The following is a 24510-nucleotide window of genomic DNA, read 5'->3' as shown; positions in this document are numbered from 1 at the left end:
TTCACAATGACAATAATCAGGAAACCTGCCTTCCTGACAAGCAGTAGAATGGCCCAAATTCGCAGGAGGGGACCATGCAGGATCTTTGGCAGAGGATCGAAACCGGCACACTGGCGCCCGAGGCGCCGCTATTGCAGGATCTGATCGCGACCGCGGCCCTGTCGGCCGGGGCGCGTGCCCGCATCGCCGAACAGGGCGCGCAGCTTGTGCGCGAGATCCGCGCGCAGTCGCGTCCGGGCCTGATGGAGGTCTTCCTGGCCGAATACGGCCTGTCCACCGACGAGGGTATCGCCCTGATGTGCCTGGCCGAGGCCCTACTGCGCGTGCCCGATGCCGAGACGATGGACGCGCTGATCGAGGACAAGATCGCGCCATCGGATTGGGGGCGCCACCTGGGCCGATCGGCCTCGTCGCTGGTCAATGCCTCGACCTGGGCGCTGATGCTGACCGGCAAGGTTCTGGAGGATGAGCGCGGCCCGGGCGTGGCCAGCCATCTGCGCGCCGCGGTCAAGCGGCTGGGCGAGCCGGTGATCCGCCGCGCCGTGCGCCAGGCGATGAAGGAGATGGGCCGCCAGTTCGTTCTGGGCGAGACGATCCATGCCGCGATGGAGCGCGCCCGCAAGGCCGAGGCTCAGGGCTACACCTATTCCTACGACATGCTGGGCGAGGCCGCGCGCACGGCCGAGGATGCCGAGCGCTATGCACAGGCCTATGCCAAGGCGATCGCCGCGATTGCCGAGGCCGCAAGCAGCAAGGACATCCGTGACAATCCGGGCATCTCGGTCAAGCTGTCGGCGCTGCATCCGCGCTACGAGGTGGCACAGGAGGCCCGCGTGATGGCCGAGCTGGTGCCGGTCCTGCGGGATCTGGCGCGCGCGGCGGCGCGGGCGGGTATCGGCTTCAACATCGACGCCGAAGAGGCCGACCGGCTGACGATCTCGCTGAAGGTGATCGAGGCCGTCCTGTCGGACCCCGAACTGTCCGGCTGGGACGGATTTGGCGTGGTCGTCCAGGCCTATGGCCGGCGGGCGGGCGCGGTGATCGACTGGCTGCATGCCCTGGCCGAACGGCTGGACCGGCGCATCATGGTGCGCCTGGTCAAGGGCGCCTACTGGGACGCCGAAATCAAGCGGGCGCAGGTTCTGGGCCTTGCCGATTTCCCGGTCTTCACCCGAAAGGAGGCGACCGATGTCAGCTATATCGCCAATGCGCGCAAGCTGCTGGGCATGACCGACCGGATCTATCCCCAGTTTGCCACCCACAACGCGCATACGGTGGCTGCGATCCTGGACATGGCGGGCGACCGGCCGTTCGAGTTCCAGCGCCTGCACGGCATGGGAGAGCGCCTGCACGACATCGTCCATCGCCGTCACGGGACGCGGTGCCGGATCTATGCCCCGGTCGGCGCGCATCGCGACCTTCTGGCCTATCTGGTGCGCCGGCTGCTGGAAAACGGCGCGAATTCCTCGTTCGTGAACCAGATCGTCAATGACGAGATTCCGCCCGAAAAGGTGGCAGCCTGCCCCTTTGCCGCGATCGAGGCGAAACTGCCGCAGGTCTCGAACCCCTTGATCCGCAAGGGCCCGGATCTGTTCGCGCCCGAACGGGTCAACTCCGCCGGTTTCGACCTGACCGACGAACCGACGCTGCGCCGGATCGACGCGGCGCGCGCCCCCTATCTCGAGACGCCGTTCCGCGCCGGGCCGATCATCGCGGGCAAGGTGACCGGCGGGCCCGAACAGCCGGTCCTGAACCCGGCATCGGGACAGGAGGTGGGCCGCGTCACCGAAGCCGCGGCCGAGGACGTGGACCAAGCGCTGGATGCCGCGCAGATCTGGCAGGCCCCGGTCGACGAGCGTGCCGCGATCCTGAACCGCGCGGCCGATCTCTATGAACAGAATTTCGGCCCGATCTTTGCGCTGCTGGCGCGTGAGGCCGGCAAGACCCTGCCCGACGCGGTGGCCGAACTGCGCGAGGCGGTGGATTTCCTGCGCTATTACGCCGCCCAGGCGCAGAAGCATCCGGGCGAGCCGTTGGGCAAGTTCGTCTGCATCAGCCCTTGGAACTTCCCGCTTGCGATCTTTACCGGACAGATCGCCGCGGCCCTGGCTGCGGGCAATTCGGTGCTGGCCAAGCCCGCCGAACAGACGCCCCTGATCGCGGCGCTGGCGGTGGATCTGCTGCACAGGGCGGGCGTGCCCGCGACGGCGCTGCAGCTTCTGCCCGGCGACGGCGCGCGGGTGGGCGCGCAGCTGACCTCGGACGCGCGCGTTGGCGGCGTGTGCTTCACCGGATCGACCGAAACCGCGCAGATCATCCGCCGCGCAATGGCGCAGCACCTGGCGCCCGGCGCGCCGCTGATCGCCGAAACGGGCGGTCTGAATGCGATGATCGTCGATTCCACCGCTTTGCCCGAACAGGCGGTGCGCGATATCGTGATCTCGGCCTTCCAGTCGGCCGGTCAGCGCTGCTCGGCCCTGCGCTGTCTTTATGTGCAGGACGACATCGCCGATCGCTTTGTCGAGATGCTTTATGGCGCGATGGAGGAACTGTCGCTCGGCGATCCGTGGCAGTTGTCCACCGATATCGGCCCGGTGATCGATGCCGAGGCCGAAGCAACGATCCGCGCCCATGTCGAACGCGCGCGCAAGGAGGGCCGCCTGCTGCGCCAGCTGTCGGCGCCAAAGGCCGGGCATTTCGTTGCGCCCTGCGTGATCCGGGTCAACGGCATTTCGGATCTCAAGCGCGAGATCTTTGGCCCGGTCCTGCATCTGGCCACCTATGATGCCGATGACCTGCCCCGCGTGATCGAGGCGATCAACGCCACCGGCTATGGCCTGACCTTTGGCCTGCATACCCGGATCGACAGCCGCGTGCAGGAGGTGACCGAGGCGCTGCATGTCGGCAACATGTATGTCAACCGCAACCAGATCGGCGCCGTCGTGGGCAGCCAGCCCTTTGGCGGCGAGGGGCTGTCGGGCACGGGTCCCAAGGCGGGCGGGCCGCACTATCTGCCCCGCTTCCAGCGCCCCGCAGAGCCGAAGATCGCCGCGTCTGAACCTGACGGTCGGGCCGATCCCGCGTTGATCCAGGCCGCGCTGGATGCCGCGCCCGCGCCCGGCGTCAAGGCGCGCATCGACATGCCGGGACCGACTGGCGAATCGAACCGGCTGAGCCTGATCCAGCGGCCGCCGCTTCTTTGCCTTGGCCCCGGCAAGGCCGCGGCGCAGGCCCAGGTCGAATCCGTCCGCGCGCTGGGCGGGCTGGCGATCGCGGTGCCCGGTGCGCTTGATCCGGACGCACTGCTGGGCCTGAATGGCTTTTCGGGCGTCATCTGGTGGGGCGATCGGGACCGCGCCGCCGCCTATGGTCAGGCGCTGGCGCGGCGCGATGGCCCGATCCTGCCGCTGATCACGGGCCGGCCCGATATCGGTCATGTCATGCACGAACGCCATGTCTGCGTGGACACGACCGCCTCGGGCGGCAATGCGCGGCTTCTGGCCGAGGCCGGCGAGGCTTGACGACGCATCGCGGATCGGAAAACGTGGCCCCATGTTTCCGATCCGCGATCATAACCCTTCGGGGTCGACGCCTTGGGTCGTCTATGGGCTGATCGCGGCGAATGTCGTGATCTACCTGATGCAGTTGCCCTATATGGGCGATGAACGCCTGCTGATGGCCTTCTGGCGCGACTGGGCGATGATCCCGGCCGCCGTGACGCAGGCGGGCGAGGTCCATGGCATCTTCACCTCGATGTTCCTGCATGCGGGCCTGCTGCATCTGGCCGGCAACATGCTGTTCCTGTGGATCTTCGGCGACAACATGGAGGACCAGATGGGGCATCTGGGTTTCCTTCTGTTCTACCTGGCCTGCGGGGTCGTGGCGGCGCTGGCGCATGTCGCCGCGGCCCCCCTGTCGGTCGTGCCGACGGTCGGAGCCTCGGGCGCGATCGGGGGCGTGATGGGGGGCTATCTGCTGCTGTTTCCCCGCGCGCGCGTCGATGTGATGCTGATCTTCTTCGTCTTCGTGCGGATCTTCACCGTGCCCGCCTGGGTGATGCTGGGCCTGTGGTTCGCGATGCAGATCCTGTCCGGGGTTTCGACCCCCGCGGATGGCGGTGGCGTGGCCTATTGGGCCCATGCGGGCGGGTTCCTTGCCGGCATCGCCTTGACGATTCCCGTATGGTTCGCGCGTGGCGCTCAGGTTTTCTGGCGCCAGACGCATGGTCTGCCGCCGCATCCCGAGATCGAGTATCCCCACACCTCGATCCCGCGCATCCGAAGGAGACGGCGATGAGCCTGCCTCGCCTGAATCGCCCGCATCGGGCAAGCTGCCATTGCGGCGCGGTCGAGCTTGAAGTGACGCTTGTCGCCGAGGGCCTTGCCTCGGCCCGGCGCTGTGATTGTTCCTTCTGCGCGCGCCGCGGCGCAATCGCGGTCAGCGCGCCGCTGGACGGGCTGCGCGTGGTCAAGGGGCAGGAGGTGCTGACGCTGTACACCTGGAACACCCATACCGCGCAGCACTGGTTCTGCAGCATCTGCGGTATCTACACCCATCACCGCAGACGTTCGAACCCGAACGAATACGGCGTGAACGCCGCCTGTCTGGAGGGTGTCAATCCGCGCGATTTGGGCGATGTGCCCTGGGTCGATGGGGTTTTTCATCCCTCCGACCGGGGGTGACCTATTCGGGTTTGCGCAACAGCCCCGCAAAGGCGTCGAAGATGTCCGCATTCGCGGCGATGACGCTGCCCGACTCGAAGATCTTGTGGCCTTCGCGCACGGCATCGACCATGCCGCCGGCCTCGCGCACGATGATCAGGCCCGCGGCCATGTCCCAGGGGCTGAGCTCGCGCTCCCAGTAGCCATCCAGCCGGCCCGCCGCGACATAGGCCAGATCCAGAGAGGCCGCGCCCCAGCGCCGCACGCCAGCCGTAGCCGGCATCAGCCGCGCCAGGTCGCGCATCGTGGCGGGCAGGGTACGCTTGGTGCCAAAGGGAACGCCGGTGGCCAGCAGCGCGTCCGAAAGGGACCGACGGCCCGACACCCGGATGCGGCTTTCGTTCATCCACGCGCCCGCGCCCTTTTCGGCATAGAACATCTCGTCCTTGGCCGGGTCGAAGATGACGCCCGCGACGATTTCGCCCTTGTGTTCCAGCGCGATCGAGACGGCCCAATGGGGCAGGCCGTGCAGGAAGTTCGTCGTGCCGTCCAGCGGATCGACGATCCAGCGGCGGGTCGGGTCCTCGCCCGGCGTTTCGCCCGATTCCTCGCCCAGCCAGCCATAGGTCGGACGCGCGCGGGTCAGTTCCTCGCGAATGATGCGTTCGGCCGCCAGATCGGCGCGGCTGACGAAGTCGCCCGCCCCCTTGACCGAGACCTGCAGGTTCTCGACCTCGCGGAAATCCTTCACGAGACTGCGTCCGGCCTTGCGCGCGGCCTTGATCATCAGGTTGAGATTGGCACTGCCCAGCATCGTTCCGCTCTTTCTGAAATCAAGGGGCGGCTATACGCGCGCCGGGCCTTGTTGTGAAGGGCAATTCCGCATTGCAAGCGGCGCAAGGCCGTTCAGCCGCGCCGTTGCGACAGGATGCGGGCCAGCAGGCTGGGCCGGTCGCTCATGATTCCATCGACGCCCAGATCGATCAGCCTGACGATTTCCGTGGCGTCATCGACCGTCCAGACATGGACCTGGATGCCGCGCCTATGGGCCGCCCGCAGCGTGCGTGCCGTCACGATCGGGATGCCGCGATGATGCGTCGGCACCTGGATGACGGGAAATTCGGGTCTCGGGATCGGCAGGCCCCAGCCGTCCAGCCACAATGCGGCCACACCGCCATGCGCGGGCGACCAGCACAGATCGGGGCCCAGAAGCCGACGGGCGCGTGCCGTGCGCGCGGCGTCGAACGATCCGATGCAGACCCGGTGAAGCGCATTCACCCGGCGGATCGCATGTGCCATCGGCTCGACCGCGGCGTCGGACTTGGCTTCCAGATTGATGAAAAGGTCGGGCCAGGCAGCCAGCAGATCGTCCAGCCGTGGAATGGCCTGCCCCCCATGGGTGCGCAGGGCGGACAATTCGCGCCAGGTCAGATCCTCGACCCTGCCGGGATGGCCGGTCATGCGGTGCAGCGTGTCGTCGTGAAAGATCACGGCCACATTGTCGCGCGTCGCCTGGACATCGGTTTCGACATGGGTGAAGCCAAGCGCCACCGCATGTTCGAATGCCGCCATCGTGTTTTCCTCGGCCTCGAGCGCCCCGCCGCGATGGGCAAAGCCGATGGGGCGGGGATGGTCGAGGAACGGATGCGTCATCATGCCGGCCCCGGCTCGACGAGCCTTTTCTGCAGCTTGACCGGCTCGGTCCGCGCGAGGCGCAGGAAATGGGCCATGTAGGGGCGCGTGGATTCCTCGCTGCGGATCGCGGCATGCATGCGCCGCGTCAGGCCCGTCTCGGTGACGCGGCGGGTCACGTAATCGGGCTGGTATCGCACGTCGCGCAGCACCCAGTCGGGCAGGACCGACACGCCCCGCCCCGAGGCCACCAGCATCAGGATCACCGCCGTCAGTTCGACCTGGCGGATCGCGCGCGGTTCGACCCGTGCAGGGGTCAGAAGCTGGGTAAAGACGTCCAGCCGCGAACGGTCCACCGGATAGGTGATCAGCACCTGATCGCGGAAATCCTCGGCCTCGACAAAGGGCTTGGCGGCCAGGGGATGATCGCGCGCGGCGACAAAAGTCGGTTCGTAGTCGAACAGCGGGTGAAAGGTGACGCCGTCCAGCTCCTCGGGGTCCGAGGAAATGACCAGATCGACCTGTTCGCGCAGCAGCGCATCCATGGCCTCGAACGCAAGGCCAGGCCGGATGTCCACGTCCACCTCGGGCCATGCGCGGCGGAACTGTTCGAGCACGGGAAACAGCCAGTCGAAACAGGCGTGGCATTCGATCGCAATGTGCAGCCGCCCCGAGCGGCCCGAGCGCAGGGCGCGGAATTCCTCGGCCAATGCGTCCATCTCGGGCAGGATTCGTTCGGCCGCGCGCAGCAGGCGCATTCCGGCGGCCGACAGGCGCAGCGGGCGGGTCCGGCGCACGAACAGTTCCATCCCCGCCTGATCCTCGATCGCCTTGACCTGGTGCGACAAGGCCGATTGCGTGATGTTCAGCATGTCGGCCGCGCGGGCCAGCCCTCCGGCGTCGTGAATCGCCTTGATCGTGCGCAGATGTCGCAACTCAAGATGCATCGGATATAGTCACCATATTCATGTTGATGTTGAGAATTATGAATTTGCTTCATTTTTATGCCAGTGTCAGGATTGGGCAAGAGCCAAGAGGACACAGCGATGACCACGCCCCGCATCTCGTTCGAATTCTTCCCGCCCCGCGATCTCGAGGCATCCTTCCAGCTGTGGGAAGCCGTGCAGATGCTTGCGCCCCTGGGGCCGAAATTCGTTTCGGTCACCTATGGCGCGGGGGGCACGACGCGGCAATTGACGCACGAGGCCGTGTCGGCGATCCGTTCGCATTACGGGCTGAACGTCGCCGCGCATCTGACCTGCGTGGATGCCACGCGCGAGGAGACGCTGCGCATCGCCCGCGCCTATGCCGAATCCGGCGTGCAGGAGATCGTCGCCCTGCGCGGTGACGCGCCCCAGGGGGCCGAGCGCTTCACCCCCCATCCCGAAGGCTTTGCCTCGTCGGTCGAGCTGATCGAGGCGCTGGCCGAAACGGGGCTGTTCACGATCCGCGTGGGCGCCTATCCCGAATCGCATCCCGACGCGCCCGACATGGCGGCCAATGTCGCCTGGCTGAAACGCAAGATCGAGGCGGGGGCTTCCTCGGCGATCACACAGTTCTTCTTCGAGGCCGAAAGCTTTTTCCGGTTCCGCGATGCCTGCGAGAAGGCGGGTATCGATGCACCCATCATTCCGGGAATCCTGCCGATCGTCTCGTGGCAGGGCGCGCGCCGTTTCGCGGCGCGTTGCGGCGCCAATGTTCCGGGCTGGCTGGAGGCCGCCTTCGAAAAGGCCGAGCGCGACGGCCGCGTCGATCTTCTGGCGACCGCGGTGATCACCGAATTGTGCGACGACCTCCTGCGCGGCGGCGTCGGGGATCTGCACTTCTACACGCTCAACCGCCCGCAGATGACCCGCGAGATCTGTCATGCGCTGGGCATCGCGCCGCAGGTGTCGTTGCAGAACGTCGCCTGATCGGGGCGCCCGGCCTGCGGGCGTCATGCCCTTCGGCGCGTCCGTTCCCCAAGCCAGCCGCGGGCGGCGGCTTCATCGGCACCCTGGGCGGTCGGGTGAATGCTTTCCGAGGGGTCGCGCCCGACCTGCCTGCGCGCGCGCAACAGGAACAGCTTTCCCCAGCCGCGCCATGTGCCGACCGATGGTGCGCCTGGATCGCAATGGATCCGCTCGCGCCAATCCTCGGGCAGGGGCAGGCCGTGGCGTTCCAGTCGTTCCAGCATCCAGACCAGCGGGATATTGGCCAACGGGCGGGCGTCCTCGAACCCGGAAAGCTGGCCGCCGACATCGCCGTGCGACCCGCGGAACCAGACCTGTTCGATCCGGCCCTGCCAATCCCCATTGGTGGTTTCCCACATGATCGGGTCAAAGGCGGCACGGTTTTCGTCAAGCGCGAGCGCGTGATAGCCATGCCGCACACAGGGCGACAGGGCGTGGCTGTGGAATTCGTGCTGCGGCTCGGTCCACATCCACAGGAAGGGCAGACGGACACCCAGCGCCTTGACCGTATCGAAGACCCCGATCATCTCGATCTCGACGTGATCATGGCAGTAGCGGCGGCGGAAGGCATCCACGAAGCGGCTGGATTCGGCCTGCTGGTAATAGCGCCATGCCAGATGGACGTTGCGTTCGGTTGCGTGTTCTGCGCGCAACAGCCCCACCCGGTCGATGATTCCCGCCAGCGAGCGCACCGCGAAGGCGCCGCGTGAATATCCCAGAAGGAAGATCCTGTCGCCCGGGTGATAGCGGGAGGCCAGCCAGCCATAGGCGCGCCGGATCTGGCGGTTGATCCCGCGTCCCATCGCAACATCGGGAAGGTGCCGCCACAGGCGCATCTGGACGCCCGATTCGTAATAGATGGACAGGCGCCCCGACTGGCATTCCTGCAGCAGGCGGTAGATGCGGCCGATATTCGTCTCGTGGCCCGGGTCCAGCGAAGACAGGGTTCCGTCCAGCAGTATGACGTGATCGACGGGCCCGCGACCGCGCGCGGCACCCCGGGTTTCGACACGTCCGGCGAAACGGAACAGTCTCTTGACCCGATCGATCAGCGAACGGGGCGCGCTGTCGTCGTGGGTTGGGTCCCTCTCCCTCTCCATGCGTCCATCCTAGCGCGCGAAGCTGGGCGGCTGCCAGTCGCGTTTGCGCAACAAGGTGGAACGATTGCGTGTGCGGCCTTGCAGGGCGGGGCCGGTCGGGGCGGATGGCGCGGCTTGCCGGCGCGCAAGGTTATGCGAAAGGGGCGGCCCCCGGCAGGCCGCCCCGTCCGAAAGGTTCCCACAGATCGGGATCAAGGGGTCAGTTGAAGAACCGTGGCGATCGTCGAATTGCCGAAGCCGTTGAAGCGAGTATTCGTCGCCACCGAATAGGCGCCCATCCCGGCGAAGATCACGAAATCGCCCTCGGCGATGTCGCCGGGCAGGGCAACCTCGCCGGGCAGGCGATCGACGCTGTCGCAGGTTGGCCCGAAGATCACCCGTTCGCGCGGGGCGGCGTTGCGGATCTCGCCTTCGGGCGACATGACCGTGATCCGGTCGATGATGCCGGCGATCGGCAACTCGTCCAGATTGCCGTAGGTGCCATCGTTCAGGAACACATGCTCGTCGTCGCGCAATCCCTTGATGCGCGTTGCCAGGCTGAACGATTCCGCCACCAGCGCGCGGCCCGGTTCGCAGACCAGCGCGGGGGGCGCGCCGTCGAAGGCCTCGTGCGCCACGCGGCCGATCAGGGCAAAGATTTCGTCCAGGCGGGGCAGTTCGCCGACCAGCCGGTGCGACGGGAAACCGCCGCCGACATTCAGGCGCTGCGCCTTGACCCCGGCGGTGCGGCAGATCTCGGCCGCCGCGCGCAGATAGGCATCCCATGCCGCCGGATCGGTGCATTGCGTGCCGGGATGGAAGGTCAGCGACGGAATGAAGCCGGCCGCGGCCACGTCGCGCAGCAGCCCCACCGCCATTTCGCGGGTCGCGCCGAACTTGGCGCCGAAATTGTAGGCCGCACCGGATACCGGCAGCTTGAAACGGACCGAGATCTCGACGCCTTCGGCGGGGACGATCTCGATCAGCTTGCGCAATTCGGACCGGCTGTCGACCGAGTAGGATCGCACGCCTTGCGCCACGGCATGCGCGATCTCGTGACGCGCGCGAACCGGGTTGTTGTAGTGCAGTGCCGCGCCCGGCGCCAGCCGCCGGATCAGGTCGATCTCGGCCGGCGAAGCCACGTCAAAGCCCTGAATGCCGGCGGCAACCAGATTCTGGATGACCTCTTCCTCGGGGTTGGACTTGACCGCATAGGTGACAAGGCCCGGGAAACCGTCGATGAACCGGCGCGCGGTTGCCTGCAGGACGGAGGGCGCGAAGAACATCACCGGATCGACCGGCTTTTCGGCGCACAGGAATTCGGACGGATTCGCCCAGATCGTCTTGGAAAGCCCCATCGGCAGAGTCCCCCTTGCCAACAAGGCGCAGCCACCTCTGCCCCGGCCTCACCGGTTGGAAAGCGCTTACGCATTTGACCAAACCAGGTAAGGTGCGTATGAGCCGCCCTTTGCCTGAACGAAGTGCGCGCCATATGGGGCACTTTCGGCGCAAAGAGAAGTGCAAATCTGCTTGACGGTGTCGTCAGAATGACGAAACGTGGCATCAAATTGTCGGTGTTGCCAGATGGACGATCTTGATCGCGCGATCCTTGCCCAATTGGGCGCAGATGCCCGCATGTCTGTGGCAACACTGGCGCGGCGGCTGAAGGTCGCGCGCTCGACGATCCAGGCCCGTCTGGAGCGCCTGGAATCCAATGGCGTGATCGCCGGCTATACCGTCAAGCTGGGCGAGACGGGTCGCCAGGGGCGGATCCGCGCGACCGTTCTTCTGACCATCGAGCCGCGCGCGCAGGCCAACGTGCTGACGCGGCTGAAATCGATCCCCGAGGTGGAAAGCATTCACACGACCTCGGGCCGGGTCGATCTGCTGCTGCAGGTGGCCGCGCCATCTACCGCCGCGCTGGACACGGTTCTGGACCAGATCGGCGAGATGACCGGCGTGCGGTCCTCGGAAAGCCTGATCCACCTGTCGACAAAGCTGGACCGGGCCATCTGATCCCGACCGCGCCCCTTTTCCTTTGGCCGCCCTTTCGCTAAGGGAGGCGCAAGGAAAGAGGGATGCGACCATGCCGATGGAAAAGACCTTCAACGCCGCCGAGGCCGAGGCGCGCCTTTACGAGGCCTGGGAAAAGGCCGGTGCCTTCCGGGCCGGGGCGAATGCGCGACCCGGCGCGCCCAAGTTCTGCATCATGATCCCGCCGCCAAACGTGACGGGCAGCCTGCACATGGGCCATGCCTTCAACAACACGCTGCAGGACATCCTGGTGCGCTGGCACCGGATGCGGGGCCATGACACGCTGTGGCAGCCCGGTCAGGACCATGCCGGCATCGCGACCCAGATGGTGGTCGAGCGCGAGCTGGCCAAGGAAGGCAAGTCGCGCCGCGACTTCACGCGCGAGGAATTCATCGCCAAGGTCTGGGAGTGGAAGGCCAAGTCGGGCGGGACGATCATCAACCAGCTCAAGCGGCTGGGCGCGTCCTGCGACTGGTCGCGCAATGCCTTTACCATGTCCGGCGCGCCCGGCGCCCCCGCCGGCGAAGAGGGCAATTTCCACGACGCGGTCATCAAGGTCTTTGTCGATCTGTACAACAAGGGCCTGATCTATCGCGGCAAGCGGCTGGTCAACTGGGACCCGCATTTCGAAACCGCCATTTCGGATCTCGAGGTCGAGAACATCGAGGTCCAGGGCCATATGTGGCACTTCAGGTACCCGCTGGCCGGTGGCGAGACCTATGAATATGTCGAGAAGGACGCGGAGGGTAACATCATCCTGCGCGAAGTGCGGGACTATATCTCGATCGCGACGACACGCCCCGAAACCATGCTGGGTGACGGCGCGGTCGCGGTGCATCCCGATGACGAACGCTACAAGCCTTTAATCGGCAAGTATTGCGAGATCCCGGTCGGACCGAAGGAACATCGCCGCCTGATCCCGATCATCGCCGACGAGTATCCCGACCCGGATTTCGGCTCGGGCGCGGTGAAGATCACCGGCGCGCATGACTTCAACGACTACGCCGTGGCGCGCCGTCACAACATCCCGATGTATCGCCTGATGGATACGCGGGCGCATATGCGCAGCGATGGCCTGCCCTATGCCGAGGCCGCGGAGATCGCGCAGAAGCTGGCCCGGGGTGAAATCACGCTGTCGGAATCCGAGATCGACGCGCTGAACCTTGTGCCGGACGATCTGCGCGGGCTTGATCGCTATGAGGCGCGCAAGCGCGTGGTCGAACAGATCACGGCCGAGGGCCTGGCCGTTACCGTTCTGAAGAAATCGATCGACCCCGAGACGGGCGCCGAGCATCTGGAGCGTGTGCCGCTGGTCGAGACCAGGCCGATCATGCAGCCCTTCGGCGACCGCTCGAAGGTCGTCATCGAGCCGATGCTGACCGACCAGTGGTTCGTGGACACGGCGAAGATCGTCGGCCCCGCGCTGGAGGCCGTCCGCCGCGGCATGGAGGCGCACGAATCCGGCACCTTCGACGAAAAGGCGGGCTATACCCGCATCCTGCCCGAGCGCGACGCCAAGACCTATTTCCACTGGCTGGAAAACATCGAGCCGTGGTGCATCTCGCGCCAGCTGTGGTGGGGACACCAGATCCCGGTCTGGTATGACGAACAGGGCAACCAGTACTGCGCGCCGAACGAGGAAGAGGCCCGCAGGATGGCGGGCCCGGACGCGCGCCTGACGCGCGACCCGGATGTCCTTGACACCTGGTTCTCGTCGGGCCTGTGGCCGATCGGCACGCTGGGCTGGCCCGAAGAGACCGAGGAGCTGAAGAAATACTTCCCGACCGATGTCCTGATCACCGGCTTCGACATCATCTTCTTCTGGGTCGCCCGGATGATGATGATGCAGCTGGCGGTGGTGGGCCAGGTGCCGTTCCATACGGTCTATGTCCATGCCCTTGTCCGCGACGAGAAGGGCAAGAAGATGTCCAAGTCGCTGGGCAACGTGCTGGACCCGCTGGACCTGATCGAGGAATACGGCGCGGATGCGGTGCGCTTCACGCTGGCCGCGATGGCCGCGATGGGGCGTGACCTGAAACTGTCGAAGGACCGCATCGCGGGCTATCGCAACTTTACCACCAAGCTGTGGAACGCCACCCGCTTTGCCGAGATGAACGGCGCGCTGCGCCGCGATGTCGGGGGCGATGCCGCCACCCCGCCCGCGAATGTCCGGCACAATGTCAACCGCTGGATCATCGGCGAGGTCGCCCGCGCCCGCATGGCGGTGGATGAATCGCTGGACGCCTTCCGCTTCAACGACGCGGCGAACACGCTTTACGCCTTTGTCTGGGGCAAGGTCTGTGACTGGTATGTCGAATTCGCCAAGCCGCTGATGGACGGGGAACATGGCGCCGAAACCCGGGCCACGATGGCCTGGGTGCTGGACCAGTGCTATGTCATGCTGCACCCCTTCATGCCCTTCATCACCGAAGAGCTGTGGGCCCTGACCGGCGAGCGCGGGAAGATGCTGGTTCATGCCGACTGGCCCGAATGGGGCGCCGAGCTGATCGACGCCGAGGCCGACCGCGAGATGAACTGGGTCATCAGCCTGATCGAGGAGATCCGCTCGGCCCGCGCGCAGATGCGGGTGCCCGTTGGCTTGCGCCTGCCGCTGATCATGCTGGAGCTGGATGAAAAGGGGCGCGAGGCGTTCCGTCGCAATGAACCCATGATCAACCGTCTGGCGCGCATCGAGGGATTGACCGAAGGCGCCGCGCCGAAAGGGTCGATCACCGTCGCGGTCGAGGGCGGCAGCTTTGCCATCCCGCTGGAAGGCGTGATCGACATCGCGGCCGAACGTGCCCGGCTGCAGAAGACGCTGGAGAAGCTGGAGAAGGACCTGCGCGGGCTGAGCGCGCGCCTGTCCAACCCCAAATTCGTGGCAAGCGCGCCAGAAGACGTCGTCGAGGAAACCCGCGAGCGCCTGCAACTGGGCGAGGACGAGGCCGCCAAGCTGCGCGCGGCGCTGAAGCGGCTGGAAGAGGCTGCCTGACCGGCACGGGGGATCGCATGAAGGGACCACGCCTGACCGAAATCGTGGCGGGTCTGCCCGCGATCGTCCCCTTCGTCGGCCCCGAGACGCAGGAACGCCAGCGGGGCCGCCCCTTCCGCGCACGCCTTGGCGCGAACGAGAACGTCTTTGGTCCTTCGCCGGCGGCGGTCGAGGCCATGGCGCGCGCCGCGCGCGATGCGTGGATGTATGGCGATCCCGAATGCCACGATCTGCGTGCCGCGATTGCCAGCCAACACGGGGTTGCGCCCGAAAACGTGCTGGTCGGCGAAGGCATCGACGGGATCCTGGGTCTTGCCGTGCGGCTGGTCGTGGCGCCGGGCGATCCGGTGGTGACCTCGCTTGGTGGCTATCCCACGCTGAACTACCATGTCGCGGGCCATGGCGGCCGCCTGGTCCAGGTGCCCTATCGCGACGATCACGAGGACCCCGAGGCTCTGGTCGCGGCGGCGTGGGAGCATGGCGCGCGCCTCGTCTATCTGGCCAATCCCGACAATCCGATGGGCACTTGGCATGATGCCGCAACGATCGGACGGATGATCGCCGAGCTGCCAGAGGACGTGCTGTTCCTTCTGGACGAGGCCTATGTCGAATTCGCGCCGGCCGGGGCCGTTCCGGCGATCGACATATCGGACCCGCGTGTGCTGCGCCTGCGGACCTTCTCGAAGGCTCATGGCATGGCGGGCGCGCGGATCGGCTATGCGCTGGGCGCGGCGGACGTCATCGCGGCCTTTGACCGCATCCGCAACCATTTCGGGGTATCGCGTATCGCACAGGCGGGCGCCCTGGCTGCCCTTGGCGACCGCGCATCTCTGGATCGGGTCGTGAAGGAGGTCGCCGCCGCGCGCGACGCGATTGCCCGCATCGCGCGACAAAACGGTCTGACCCCTGTTCCTTCGGCCACGAATTTCGTCGCCATCGATTGCGGCGGCGACGGGGATTTCGCGCGCCGGGTCCTTGCCGAACTGATTGCGCGCGATATCTTCGTCCGGATGCCCTCGGTCGCGCCGCTGGACCGGTGCATCCGCATCAGCTGTGGCCGGGCCGAGGATCTGGAGCTTCTGGCGCGCGCCCTGCCCGATGCCCTGGCTGCGGCGCGCGCGTGAACAAGGGAGCATGCGACATGACCTCTGCCGCAGAGAGAGCCGCCGACCGCGCGATCATCGCGGTGTCCGGGGACGATCGCGAAATTTTTCTTCAGGGGCTTGTCACCAATGACGTGCGGCGCCTGAAGGATGGCCTTGTCTATGCCGCGTTGCTCACCCCGCAGGGCAAGTATCTGGCCGATTTCCTGCTGGTCCCGCAGAAGGACCGAATCCTGATCGATGTGAAGGCCGACCTGGCCGACGGCCTCTTGCGTCGGCTGGGCATGTATCGCCTGCGGGCCAAGGTGGCGCTGGAGCGTCTGGACATGCCGGTCGCCCGGGGGCTGGGGCAGGCGCCCGAAGGTGCGCTGGCCGATCCGCGCCACCCGGCGCTGGGCTGGCGGGCCTATGGCATCGCGGGTGCGGCAGCGCAAACGGACTGGGACGCGATCCGCGTCCGGCATTGCATACCCGAAACCGGGATCGAGCTGATCCCCGACGAGACGTATATCCTGGAGGCCGGGTTCGAGCGGCTGAACGGCGTGGATTTCCGCAAGGGCTGTTATGTCGGGCAGGAAGTGACCGCGCGGATGAAGCACAAGACGGAGTTGCGCAAGGGGCTGGTCCGTGTCCGTGTCGAGGGCGCGGCGCCGATCGGAACCGAGATCCAGGCCGACGGCAAGGTCGTGGGGCGGCTGTTCACGCAGTCTGGCGGCCTCGGCATCGCCTATCTGCGCCACGATCGGGCGCGCGACCGGATGCAGGCCGGAGAGGCGATCGTTCGGCCCGACACCTCCGCGTGAAAGGAAACGGGCCGCCCCGACGGGACGGCCCTGCGTTACGGCCCTGATCGGCGGCTGTCAGGCGCGCTCGACATATTCCATGGTTTCGGTGTTCACCACGATGTCTTCGCCCGCGTCGATGAAGGGCGGAACCGTGATGCGCACCCCGTTGTCCAGGACGGCGGGCTTGTAGCTGTTGGCCGCGGTCTGGCCCTTCACGACGGGCTCGGTCTCGACCACCTTGCAGACGACTTTCTGCGGCAGCTGGACCGACAGGGGCTCTTCGCCGTGATATTCGACGGTGGCGACCATGCCATCCTGCAGGAACGGGCGGCGTTCGCCCAGCAGGTCGGCCGGCAGCTCGATCTGCTCGAAGGTTTCGTTGTCCATGAAGACCAGCATGCCGTCGCTTTCGTACAGGAATTGCTGGTCCTTCTGGTCCAGGCGGACGCGCTCGACCCGGTCTTCCGAGCGGAAGCGTTCGTTCAGCTTGCGGCCATCGCGGATATTCTTCATCTCGACCTGGGCAAAGGCGCCGCCCTTGCCGGGCTTGACATGGCTGACCTTCATGACGACCCACAGGCCGCCATCATGTTCCAGAACGTTGCCGGGACGGATCTCGTTTCCGTTGATCTTGGGCATCGGATCGACCTTGTTTCAAAGGTTGAAAGGAATTGGCCGGCATCTATATAAGGCAGATCGTGCCATGACAAGCCGACAGACGCGCGGCGACGTAATAGGTCGCCATGCGGTAGGCGCATGGCTGGTATTCTGAATGGGCAATACCGAATCGGCCATGAAAGGCATAGACAGCAGAACGCCCGAAACACAAGACCAATAAGAACGGAAACAGGAACATGCGCGATTACGTGGACGGCAACGCGTTCAACTATGAGCAGGGCCAGCGGGCACGCAAACTGTTTGCGGCGGTCGTTCTGGCTGCCCTGGATGACGCGATCGCCGATGACAAGAAATACGGCAACGGACCCGAGCAGATCGCCCGCTGGGCGCGTTCGCGCGATGGCCGCGAAGTGCTGATGTGCGCCGGCATCGACCCGAATGAACGCGTCGTGCAGGGGCTGATGGAATTCGTCCGCCGCGGGGTGCGGACGTCGGTCGCCCTGTCCCGCGAGGAGAGTGAGCGCCGCCAGGCTGCCGAGGAAGCCGAAGCCGCCTGAGAACGGCCGGACTTCGATGCAACAAGTCGCGCCCCTTCGGGCGCGATTTGTGTTTCAGGGGGTGCGTGTTCCCGGCAACTGATCAGACGGTGAGATCCGTTCGGGCCGAAGCCAGCCGCTCGCTGCGTTGAAGCCCTTACTCCAGCCCGCGCGCGGCCAGGATGCGATTGACCTCACGGTGAACCAGCATCCGCACGCTGCGCGTGATCTTCTGCCCCAGAGGCCCTTGCAATTCCTGCCGCACAAGGTCGGCCACGATTTCGCGCAGAAGCGCGGCATCGGCCTCGTCTTCCGGGTCGAAGTGATGCGTGGTGTCGTCGGGCCGCGGGGCACCTGGATCTTCACCTTGCGCGGATGCGTGCCGACTGTCCGACATGGGGGTGGGATCGGACAAGGTCAGCCTGTGCGTGTCTTCACGCGCGTCTTGCCTGTCCTGCGCGGTGGCGGGCGCGCGGCTCTCGGGCGACGTTTCCGATGACAGAAGCTGCAGCGCGCCGCTCGCTACCGCCTGCTCGAGTTCCGCGATCGCGGCATCGACCGAGCTGGAGGCCTCGTGGCTGTCCGGGCGCTTGGGGCTTACATCGACGCGTTGCGCCGGGCCCAGAACCAGCCTGTCATTGCCTTGTCGGACCTCGACCGCCGTCATCTGGCCTCCATCTTCGGAGATCAGGCGCCGGATAGAGGCCAGAACGTCCTGAATATCCGCATGTGAGGTGGTGTCAGACATGATGGTGACCTTCCCTTTCCGCCTGACAGTCTAGTCCTTGCGCCGTGGCTTCACAACCAGGACGCGATCAGTTCTTGCCGATCGCCTTCAGAACACGGTCCAGGCTGTCCCCCTGAATCGAAGTCGCCGGTGCGGACCGGACTGCGTTGTAATACGCTTCCGCGTCATAGATCGGGACGTTCAGGCCAAGATTCTCGGCCGTCAGAAGCCCCATCGAGGCCAGAAGCGAATAATAGGCAACCTGCAGGTTGGCCTGGGCCTGGATCCGGTTGGCACGCGCATCCAGAAGCGATTGTTCGGCGTCCAGAACGTCCAGCGTGGTCCGGGCGCCCAGCTTGGCCTCCTCGCGCACGCCGTCATAGGCGATCTGGGCCGCCTGTACCTGTTGCTCGGTCGCTTTGATCTGGGCGCGCGCGACCTCGATATCCGCCCATGTGGCGGCGACGTTCTGGGAAACGTTGACGCTGGTCTGCAGCAAAGCGGCCCGCGCGGCTTCGCGGTTGGCAACGGCCTTGCGCTGTGCCGAGGCAAGCGCCCCACCGGAATAGATCGTCTGGCTGAGGCTGAGACCAAGCGCGGCGGCCTCGGTGCCGCCTTCGGTCAGGCTGACGCCGGCGGTGCCGGTCAGATTGGGACGACGCTGGGCGGCGGCAAGAGAGACGCCAAGATCGGCGCCCTTTGCCTGATACTGGGCCTGCAGGATTGCCGGATGGGAACGCTGCGCGATCCTCTGCGCTTCGGCCAGCGTGGCAGGCAGCGCAGGCGGCTTTGGCGCACCCGCCAGAGGACCTGGATAATGCCCGGTCGCGGCCTTGTAGGATTCGCGCGCAACGGCCAGCTGCCCGCGCGCAGCCGCCAGCGCGGCCCGCGCGGCGGCAAGACGTGCCTCGGCCAGCGCGACATCGGTGCGGGTGACTTCGCCCACCTCGAACTGATCCCGCGTGGCACGCAGCGTTTCGTTTAGTACACGGACCGAGTTTTCGTTGATCGCGACATTTTCAAGCGCGCTGCGCAGGCCGAAATAGGCCGATACGGCCGACAGCAGAACGTCCTGTTCGACGCTGACCAAAGCCTGGCGCGTCGCCAGAACCGCCTGTTCGGCAATCTGGATGCCCAGCTGATTGCGACCGAAGTCGAACAGCGTCATCTGGGCCTGAAGGGCAAGCGAGGCGGTCGAGGACCGGCCCGCCGGCGTATCCGTCCAGTCCCAGTCGGCAACCCATTGCAACACCGGGCGCAGTTTGGCGACCGCGCCCGCGACGTCTTCGTCCGCGGCGCGAAGAACCGCCCGGTTCTGCTCGATCAGGTTCGAGTTGCGATAGGCCGAGGCCAGCGCGTCGGCCAGGGTTTCCGCCTGTGCCGGAACCGCCCCGAACACGCCCACGGCCATCAGGCACGAGGCGATCACGGATCTTGCCGCCTTCAGAAACATGTCGAGATCTCCCTTGCCTGCGTGCTCGTCGACCCGTTGGTGCGTCACAGGGCGAATGCGCGGTCCCTTTCAAAGCCCGGAAGCACCGGCGCGGCCGCGTTGAAGCCGAATCGCCAGGCCACCTTGCCGTCGGTCTTGATGCCGATGCGGCATGTCCCCAGCGCATGTTCCATGAAGATGCAGCCGATACGCCCGCCTTCCTTGAGTTGATCGAGGATCACCTGCGGCACGGTTTCGGCCGCGCCTTCGACGACGATGACGTCATAGGGGCCATGCTTGGCCGCACCCTCGGCAAGCTTGCCCTCGATCACGGCGACATTGTCCACCCCCGCAGCCGACAGACGCGCCTCGGCTTCGCGGGCCATCTCGGGGTCTTCCTCGACCGCGACCACGGCATCGGCCAGCCGCGCGATGACAGCCGAGGAATAGCCATAGGCGCAGCCCAGATCCAGAACCACTTCCTCGGGCTGGATGTCCAGCGCATCCAGCATCTTGGCAAAGCTGCGCGGTTCAAGGATCACGCGGCCATTGCCCAGTTCGATATTCGTGCCGACATAGGCGGCCTCGCGCAGCCGGGCGGGAACGAAGTCCTCCTTGGGCACCTCCAGCATCGCCGCGATGATCGGGAACTTCGTCACGTCGTTGGGGCGCACCTGGCTGTCCACCATCATCTCACGGCGCAAGGCAAAATCGGCCATCGGCAGAGCTCATCGATCTGTTGCTTGACTGGTCCACACTTGCCACAGATCGCAGGGGGTCGCAACGGGGCAAGCCCCCGGGAAGCTGCGACCTGCGGTCCTACAGCAACCCTTCGCTGCGGAAACTGACCTCGCGCGACTTGCCGATCACCAGATGGTCGTGCAGCACGATCCCCATGATCGCGGCGGCCTGCCGGATCTGGGCGGTCACGGCGATGTCGGCCTCGGATGGCGTGGGATCGCCCGAAGGGTGATTGTGCACAAGGATCAGCGCCGATGCGTTCAGTTCCAGCGCGCGCTTGACGACCTCGCGCGGATAGACGGGCACGTGATCGACCGTGCCGCGGGCCTGTTCTTCGTCGGCGATCAGAACGTTTTTCCGGTCCAGATAGAGCACGCGGAACTGTTCGATTTCGCGATGCGCCATCGATGTGCGGCAATAATCCAGAAGCGCGTCCCACGACGACAGCACCGGGCGGTGGATGACCCGCGCCCGGGCCAGCCGATGCGCGGCGGCCTCGACGATCTTCAGTTCCTGCACGACCGATTCGCCGACGCCCTTGACCTCGCGCAGCCGCGCCGGAGAGGCCGAGAGCACGCGGTTGAAATCGCCAAAGCGATCCAGCAGGCGGCGGGCCAGCGGCTTGACGTCCTGCCGGGGGATGGCGCGAAACAGGACCAGTTCCAGCAATTCGTAGTCCGGCATCGCCTCGGCCCCGCCACGCATGAACCGTTCGCGCAGGCGGCGGCGGTGGTCCTTGATGTAGGACGGCAGGCGGCCCGAGGGCAGCGGTGCAAGTTCGGCCTCGTCGCTGTCGAACAGCGGCATCGGCGCTTCATGGAAAGCGGGCGTTCTGGTCATGGCGGCAGAATTCCGCGCCATGGTTTAGGAATGATTAACGCGCGCGCCGGGGCATGCCGGTCGGGCCCGGCACGATAAAGGGGCGCGGAAACCGCGCCCCCCGAACCGCCTGTCCGTATCAGGGCGCTCAGCCCTTCATGCCGTCCCAGAAGCTGCGCACCTTCGAGAAGAAGGACGAGCCTTCGGGGTTGTTGTCCTTGCTGAGCTTCTCGAACTCGTGCAGCAATTCCTTCTGACGCGCGGTCAGGTTTACCGGCGTCTCGACCGCGACTTCGATGAACATGTCGCCGACGCCACCGCCGCGAAGGGCCGGCATGCCCTTGCCACGCAGCCGCATCTGGCGCCCGGTCTGGGTGCCGGCGGGGATCTTCACCTTGACGCGTCCCCCGTCGATCGTCGGTACCTCGACCTCGCCACCAAGGGCGGCGGTGGTCATTGGCACCGGCACGCGGCAATACAGGTTCACCCCGTCGCGCTGGAAGATCGGGTGATCCTTGACCTCGATGAAGATGTAGAGATCGCCGGGCGGCCCGCCGCGCAGGCCGGCCTCGCCCTCGCCCGCAAGACGGATCCGGGTGCCCGTCTCGACGCCGGGCGGGATGTTCACCGACAATTGGCGCTGGCGTTCGATCCGGCCCGTGCCATGGCAGGCGCGACAGGGATTCTTGATCGTCTGGCCCATCCCGCCACAGGTCGGGCAGGTCCGTTCGATGGTGAAGAAGCCCTGGCTGGCACGCACCTTGCCCATGCCCGAACAGGTCGGGCAGGTCGTCGGTTCGGCCCCGCCTTCAGCCCCCGTTCCGTTGCATTCGGTGCACGGCACGGAACTGGGCACCGTGATCGCCTTCTGCGTGCCGCGATAGGCCTCTTCCAGCGTCACGCGCAGATTGTATCGCAGGTCATTTCCGCGTTGTGCGCGGTTGCGCGACCCGCCGCCGCCCATGAAGTCGCCGAACAGGTCCTCGAACACGTCCGAGAAGGCCGAGGCGAAGTCGGCGTGATGCGCTTGCCGACCATAGCCACTGCCGCCGCCCCCCATTCCGCCCTCGAAGGCCGCATGGCCAAAGCGGTCATAGGCAGCCCGCTTGGTTTCGTCCTTCAGGACGTCATAGGCCTCGTTGACCTCCTTGAAGAGCGCCTCGGCATCCGGATTGTCCTGGTTGCGATCGGGATGAAGTTCCTTCGCCTTCTTGCGATAGGCCTTCTTGATCTCTTCGGCTGTTGCGCCGCGCGAGACGCCCAGAACTTCGTAATAGTCGCGTTTCGCCATTCGTCACCCCCATGGGAACGCGCAGGCCGACCCGACCCATCCGGTCGGGCCGGCCCGTTGGTTCCGGTCGCCTTACTTGCGCTTGTCGCCGTCGAGATCCTCGAACTCGGCATCGACGATCTCGTCATCGACGTCACGCGGATTGTCATCCGTCGATCCGGCCTTTTCGGCCTCGGCCTGGCTGGCCTTGTAGATGGCCTCGCCCAGCTTCATCGACGCTTCGGTGACGTTCTGGATACCGGCCTTGATCTTGCCGGCGTCCTCGGTCTTCAGCGCCTCTTCCAGCGCGCCGATGGCCAGTTCGATCGCCTCGACGGTCGAGCTGTCGACCTTGTCGCCATGTTCCTCGATCGCCTTGCGGGTCGAATGAATCAGGCTTTCGGCCTGGTTCTTGGCTTCGACCAGTTCGCGCCGCTTGCGGTCGGCCTCGGCATTCGCCTCGGCTTCCTTGATCATGCGCTGGATGTCTTCATCCGACAGGCCGCCGGAAGCCTGGATCGTGATCCGCTGCTCCTTGCCGGTGGCCTTGTCCTTGGCCGAGACATGCACGATGCCGTTGGCGTCGATATCGAAGGTGACCTCGATCTGCGGCACGCCGCGCGGTGCCGGCGGGATGCCTTCCAGATTGAACTGGCCAAGCAGCTTGTTGTCCGCCGCCATCTCGCGTTCGCCCTGGAAGACGCGGATCGTCACGGCCGACTGGTTGTCCTCGGCGGTCGAGAAGATCTGGCTCTTCTTCGTCGGGATCGTGGTGTTGCGGTCGATCAGCCGGGTGAAGACGCCGCCCAGCGTCTCGATACCCAGACTCAGCGGCGTCACGTCCAGCAGCACGACGTCCTTGACGTCGCCCTGCAGCACACCAGCCTGGATCGCCGCACCCAGCGCCACGACCTCGTCGGGGTTCACGCCCTTGTGCGGTTCCTTGCCGAAGAAGTTGGTCACTTCCTCGATCACCTTGGGCATCCGCGTCATGCCGCCGACCAGCACGACCTCGTCGATATCGGCCTTCGTCAGACCGGCATCCTTCAGCGCGGCCTCGCAGGGCTTGAGCGACCGCTTGATCAGGTCACTGACCAGGCTTTCCAGCTTGGCGCGCGTCAGCTTCATCACCAGGTGCAGCGGCTGCCCGGTGTTCTTGTCCATGCTGATGAACGGCTGGTTGATCTCGGTCTGCGTGGCCGAGGACAGCTCGATCTTGGCCTTCTCGGCGGCTTCCTTCAGCCGCTGCAGCGCCATCTTGTCCAGGCTGAGATCGACGCCATGCTCTTTCTTGAATTCGTCAACCAGGTAGTTGACGATGCGCATGTCGAAGTCCTCGCCACCCAGGAAGGTGTCGCCGTTGGTGGACTTCACCTCGAACAGGCCGTCGTCGATCTCGAGGATCGTGATGTCGAAGGTACCACCGCCAAGGTCATAGACGGCGATCGTCTTGGCCTCTTTCTTGTCCAGGCCATAGGCCAGCGCCGCGGCGGTCGGCTCGTTGATGATGCGCAGGACTTCAAGCCCGGCGATCTTGCCGGCATCCTTGGTGGCCTGACGCTGGGCGTCGTTGAAATAGGCCGGGACGGTGATGACCGCCTGGGTGACCTTTTCACCCAGATAGTTTTCGGCCGTCTCCTTCATCTTCTGCAGGATCATGGCGCTGATCTGGGCGGGGCTGTACTTTTCGCCCTTCACCTCGACCCAGGCATCGCCGTTGCCGCCGTCCACGATCTTGTAGGGGACAAGCTTCTTGTCCTTTTCGACTTCGGGGTCGTCGATGCGCCGGCCGATCAGGCGCTTGACGGCATAGATCGTGTTCGTGGGGTTGGTGACCGCCTGCCGCTTGGCCGGCTGGCCGACCAGGATTTCATTGTCCGTGAAGGCCACAACCGAGGGCGTCGTACGCGCGCCCTCCGCGTTTTCGATCACGCGCGGCTGCGCACCGTCCATGATGGCGACGCACGAGTTCGTGGTCCCAAGGTCAATCCCGATCACTTTAGCCATTTTTTGTACCTTTCCTTCGGCGATGATGTGGAGCCAGGTCCTGATGAGGCCCCCAGCCCCGATCCCAATGTTGCGGCCCGGGCTTGACCTGCCCCGACCGGGTTCGTGCGGTATATAAGTAG

General features: G+C 65.8%; 21 protein-coding genes. 9 read left to right on the top strand and 12 right to left on the bottom strand.

What is annotated here, in order from left to right; genetic code table 11:
- Positions 1-74: 74 nt before the first annotated feature.
- From putA to LV82_RS02370, 3 genes are read left to right on the top strand one after another with little or no spacing between them, the layout of a single operon-like run.
- On the top strand, positions 75-3521 hold the full coding sequence (gene putA, locus LV82_RS02380; protein WP_104069077.1) for a bifunctional proline dehydrogenase/L-glutamate gamma-semialdehyde dehydrogenase PutA: 3447 nt from the start codon (positions 75-77) through the stop codon (positions 3519-3521).
- A gap of 31 nt (positions 3522-3552) precedes the next feature.
- On the top strand, positions 3553-4296 hold the full coding sequence (locus LV82_RS02375; RefSeq protein WP_104069303.1) for a rhomboid family intramembrane serine protease: 744 nt from the start codon (positions 3553-3555) through the stop codon (positions 4294-4296).
- Positions 4293-4682: a GFA family protein gene (locus LV82_RS02370; protein ID WP_104069076.1), complete on the top strand. Its 390-nt coding sequence runs from the start codon at positions 4293-4295 to the stop codon at positions 4680-4682. Before LV82_RS02375 ends, LV82_RS02370 begins: the two co-directional genes overlap by 4 nt.
- 1 nt (position 4683) lies before the next feature.
- On the opposite strand, the gene LV82_RS02365 is transcribed toward LV82_RS02370, so the two are convergent.
- The 3 genes from LV82_RS02365 to LV82_RS02355 form a co-directional block, all read right to left on the bottom strand.
- Positions 4684-5475, bottom strand: coding sequence for an inositol monophosphatase family protein (locus LV82_RS02365; protein ID WP_104069075.1), 792 nt, complete (start codon positions 5473-5475; stop codon positions 4684-4686).
- A 92-nt stretch (positions 5476-5567) separates the two neighbouring features.
- On the bottom strand, positions 5568-6317 hold the full coding sequence (locus LV82_RS02360) for a glycerophosphodiester phosphodiesterase family protein (RefSeq protein WP_104069074.1): 750 nt from the start codon (positions 6315-6317) through the stop codon (positions 5568-5570).
- On the bottom strand, positions 6314-7240 hold the full coding sequence (locus tag LV82_RS02355) for a LysR family transcriptional regulator (protein ID WP_104069073.1): 927 nt from the start codon (positions 7238-7240) through the stop codon (positions 6314-6316). Before LV82_RS02355 ends, LV82_RS02360 begins: the two co-directional genes overlap by 4 nt.
- A gap of 99 nt (positions 7241-7339) precedes the next feature.
- On the opposite strand from LV82_RS02355, the gene metF reads away from it, so the two are divergent.
- A complete protein-coding gene (metF, locus tag LV82_RS02350) occupies positions 7340-8206 on the top strand; it encodes a methylenetetrahydrofolate reductase [NAD(P)H] (protein WP_104069072.1) in 867 nt (288 codons plus the stop codon).
- A gap of 23 nt (positions 8207-8229) precedes the next feature.
- Here the strand turns inward: metF and LV82_RS02345 are convergent, their stop codons facing one another.
- Positions 8230-9345 carry a DUF2235 domain-containing protein gene (locus tag LV82_RS02345; RefSeq protein WP_104069071.1) on the bottom strand — a complete coding sequence of 372 codons (1116 nt, stop codon included), beginning with the start codon at positions 9343-9345 and terminating at the stop codon, positions 8230-8232.
- Between the two features lie 191 nt (positions 9346-9536).
- Positions 9537-10682, bottom strand: coding sequence for a type III PLP-dependent enzyme (locus tag LV82_RS02340; RefSeq protein WP_104069070.1), 1146 nt, complete (start codon positions 10680-10682; stop codon positions 9537-9539).
- Between the two features lie 226 nt (positions 10683-10908).
- On the opposite strand from LV82_RS02340, the gene LV82_RS02335 reads away from it, so the two are divergent.
- The 4 genes from LV82_RS02335 to ygfZ all read left to right on the top strand — a co-directional run bounded on the left by LV82_RS02335 (position 10909) and on the right by ygfZ (position 16256).
- A complete protein-coding gene (locus LV82_RS02335; RefSeq protein ID WP_104069069.1) occupies positions 10909-11340 on the top strand; it encodes an Lrp/AsnC family transcriptional regulator in 432 nt (143 codons plus the stop codon).
- A gap of 70 nt (positions 11341-11410) precedes the next feature.
- On the top strand, positions 11411-14350 hold the full coding sequence (locus LV82_RS02330; RefSeq protein ID WP_104069068.1) for a valine--tRNA ligase: 2940 nt from the start codon (positions 11411-11413) through the stop codon (positions 14348-14350).
- A gap of 17 nt (positions 14351-14367) precedes the next feature.
- Positions 14368-15474, top strand: a complete 1107-nt coding sequence (locus LV82_RS02325) for a pyridoxal phosphate-dependent aminotransferase (RefSeq protein ID WP_104069067.1) — start codon at positions 14368-14370, stop codon at positions 15472-15474.
- A 17-nt stretch (positions 15475-15491) separates the two neighbouring features.
- Positions 15492-16256 carry a CAF17-like 4Fe-4S cluster assembly/insertion protein YgfZ gene (ygfZ, locus tag LV82_RS02320; protein ID WP_104069302.1) on the top strand — a complete coding sequence of 255 codons (765 nt, stop codon included), beginning with the start codon at positions 15492-15494 and terminating at the stop codon, positions 16254-16256.
- Positions 16257-16313: 57 nt separating this feature from the next.
- Here ygfZ and efp read toward each other — a convergent pair whose 3' ends face one another.
- On the bottom strand, positions 16314-16877 hold the full coding sequence (gene efp / locus LV82_RS02315) for an elongation factor P (RefSeq protein ID WP_104069066.1): 564 nt from the start codon (positions 16875-16877) through the stop codon (positions 16314-16316).
- 215 nt (positions 16878-17092) lie between these two features.
- Between efp and LV82_RS02310 the strand changes: the two genes are divergently transcribed.
- Positions 17093-17413, top strand: a complete 321-nt coding sequence (locus LV82_RS02310) for a DUF6280 family protein (protein WP_104069065.1) — start codon at positions 17093-17095, stop codon at positions 17411-17413.
- A gap of 136 nt (positions 17414-17549) precedes the next feature.
- Here the strand turns inward: LV82_RS02310 and LV82_RS02305 are convergent, their stop codons facing one another.
- From LV82_RS02305 to dnaK, 6 genes are all read right to left on the bottom strand, one after another.
- Positions 17550-18140 (bottom strand): hypothetical protein, encoded by a 591-nt coding sequence (locus LV82_RS02305; protein ID WP_104069064.1) that lies wholly within the window; start codon positions 18138-18140, stop codon positions 17550-17552.
- Positions 18141-18207: 67 nt separating this feature from the next.
- Entirely contained in the window at positions 18208-19572 is a 1365-nt protein-coding gene (locus LV82_RS02300) for a TolC family outer membrane protein (protein ID WP_104069063.1), read from the bottom strand.
- 44 nt (positions 19573-19616) lie between these two features.
- A complete protein-coding gene (locus LV82_RS02295; protein ID WP_104069062.1) occupies positions 19617-20270 on the bottom strand; it encodes a protein-L-isoaspartate O-methyltransferase family protein in 654 nt (217 codons plus the stop codon).
- A gap of 100 nt (positions 20271-20370) precedes the next feature.
- Positions 20371-21132 carry a RadC family protein gene (gene radC / locus LV82_RS02290; protein WP_104069301.1) on the bottom strand — a complete coding sequence of 254 codons (762 nt, stop codon included), beginning with the start codon at positions 21130-21132 and terminating at the stop codon, positions 20371-20373.
- A 127-nt stretch (positions 21133-21259) separates the two neighbouring features.
- On the bottom strand, positions 21260-22402 hold the full coding sequence (gene dnaJ, locus LV82_RS02285; protein WP_104069061.1) for a molecular chaperone DnaJ: 1143 nt from the start codon (positions 22400-22402) through the stop codon (positions 21260-21262).
- A 72-nt stretch (positions 22403-22474) separates the two neighbouring features.
- Positions 22475-24388, bottom strand: a complete 1914-nt coding sequence (dnaK, locus tag LV82_RS02280; RefSeq protein WP_104069060.1) for a molecular chaperone DnaK — start codon at positions 24386-24388, stop codon at positions 22475-22477.
- Positions 24389-24510: the final 122 nt, after the last annotated feature.

It is taken from the genome of Albidovulum inexpectatum, assembly GCF_002927635.1.
Taxonomy (GTDB): domain Bacteria; phylum Pseudomonadota; class Alphaproteobacteria; order Rhodobacterales; family Rhodobacteraceae; genus Albidovulum; species Albidovulum inexpectatum.
The sequence above is the reverse complement of the archived record's forward strand: the minus strand, read 5'-3'. Positions and strand labels throughout refer to the sequence as shown.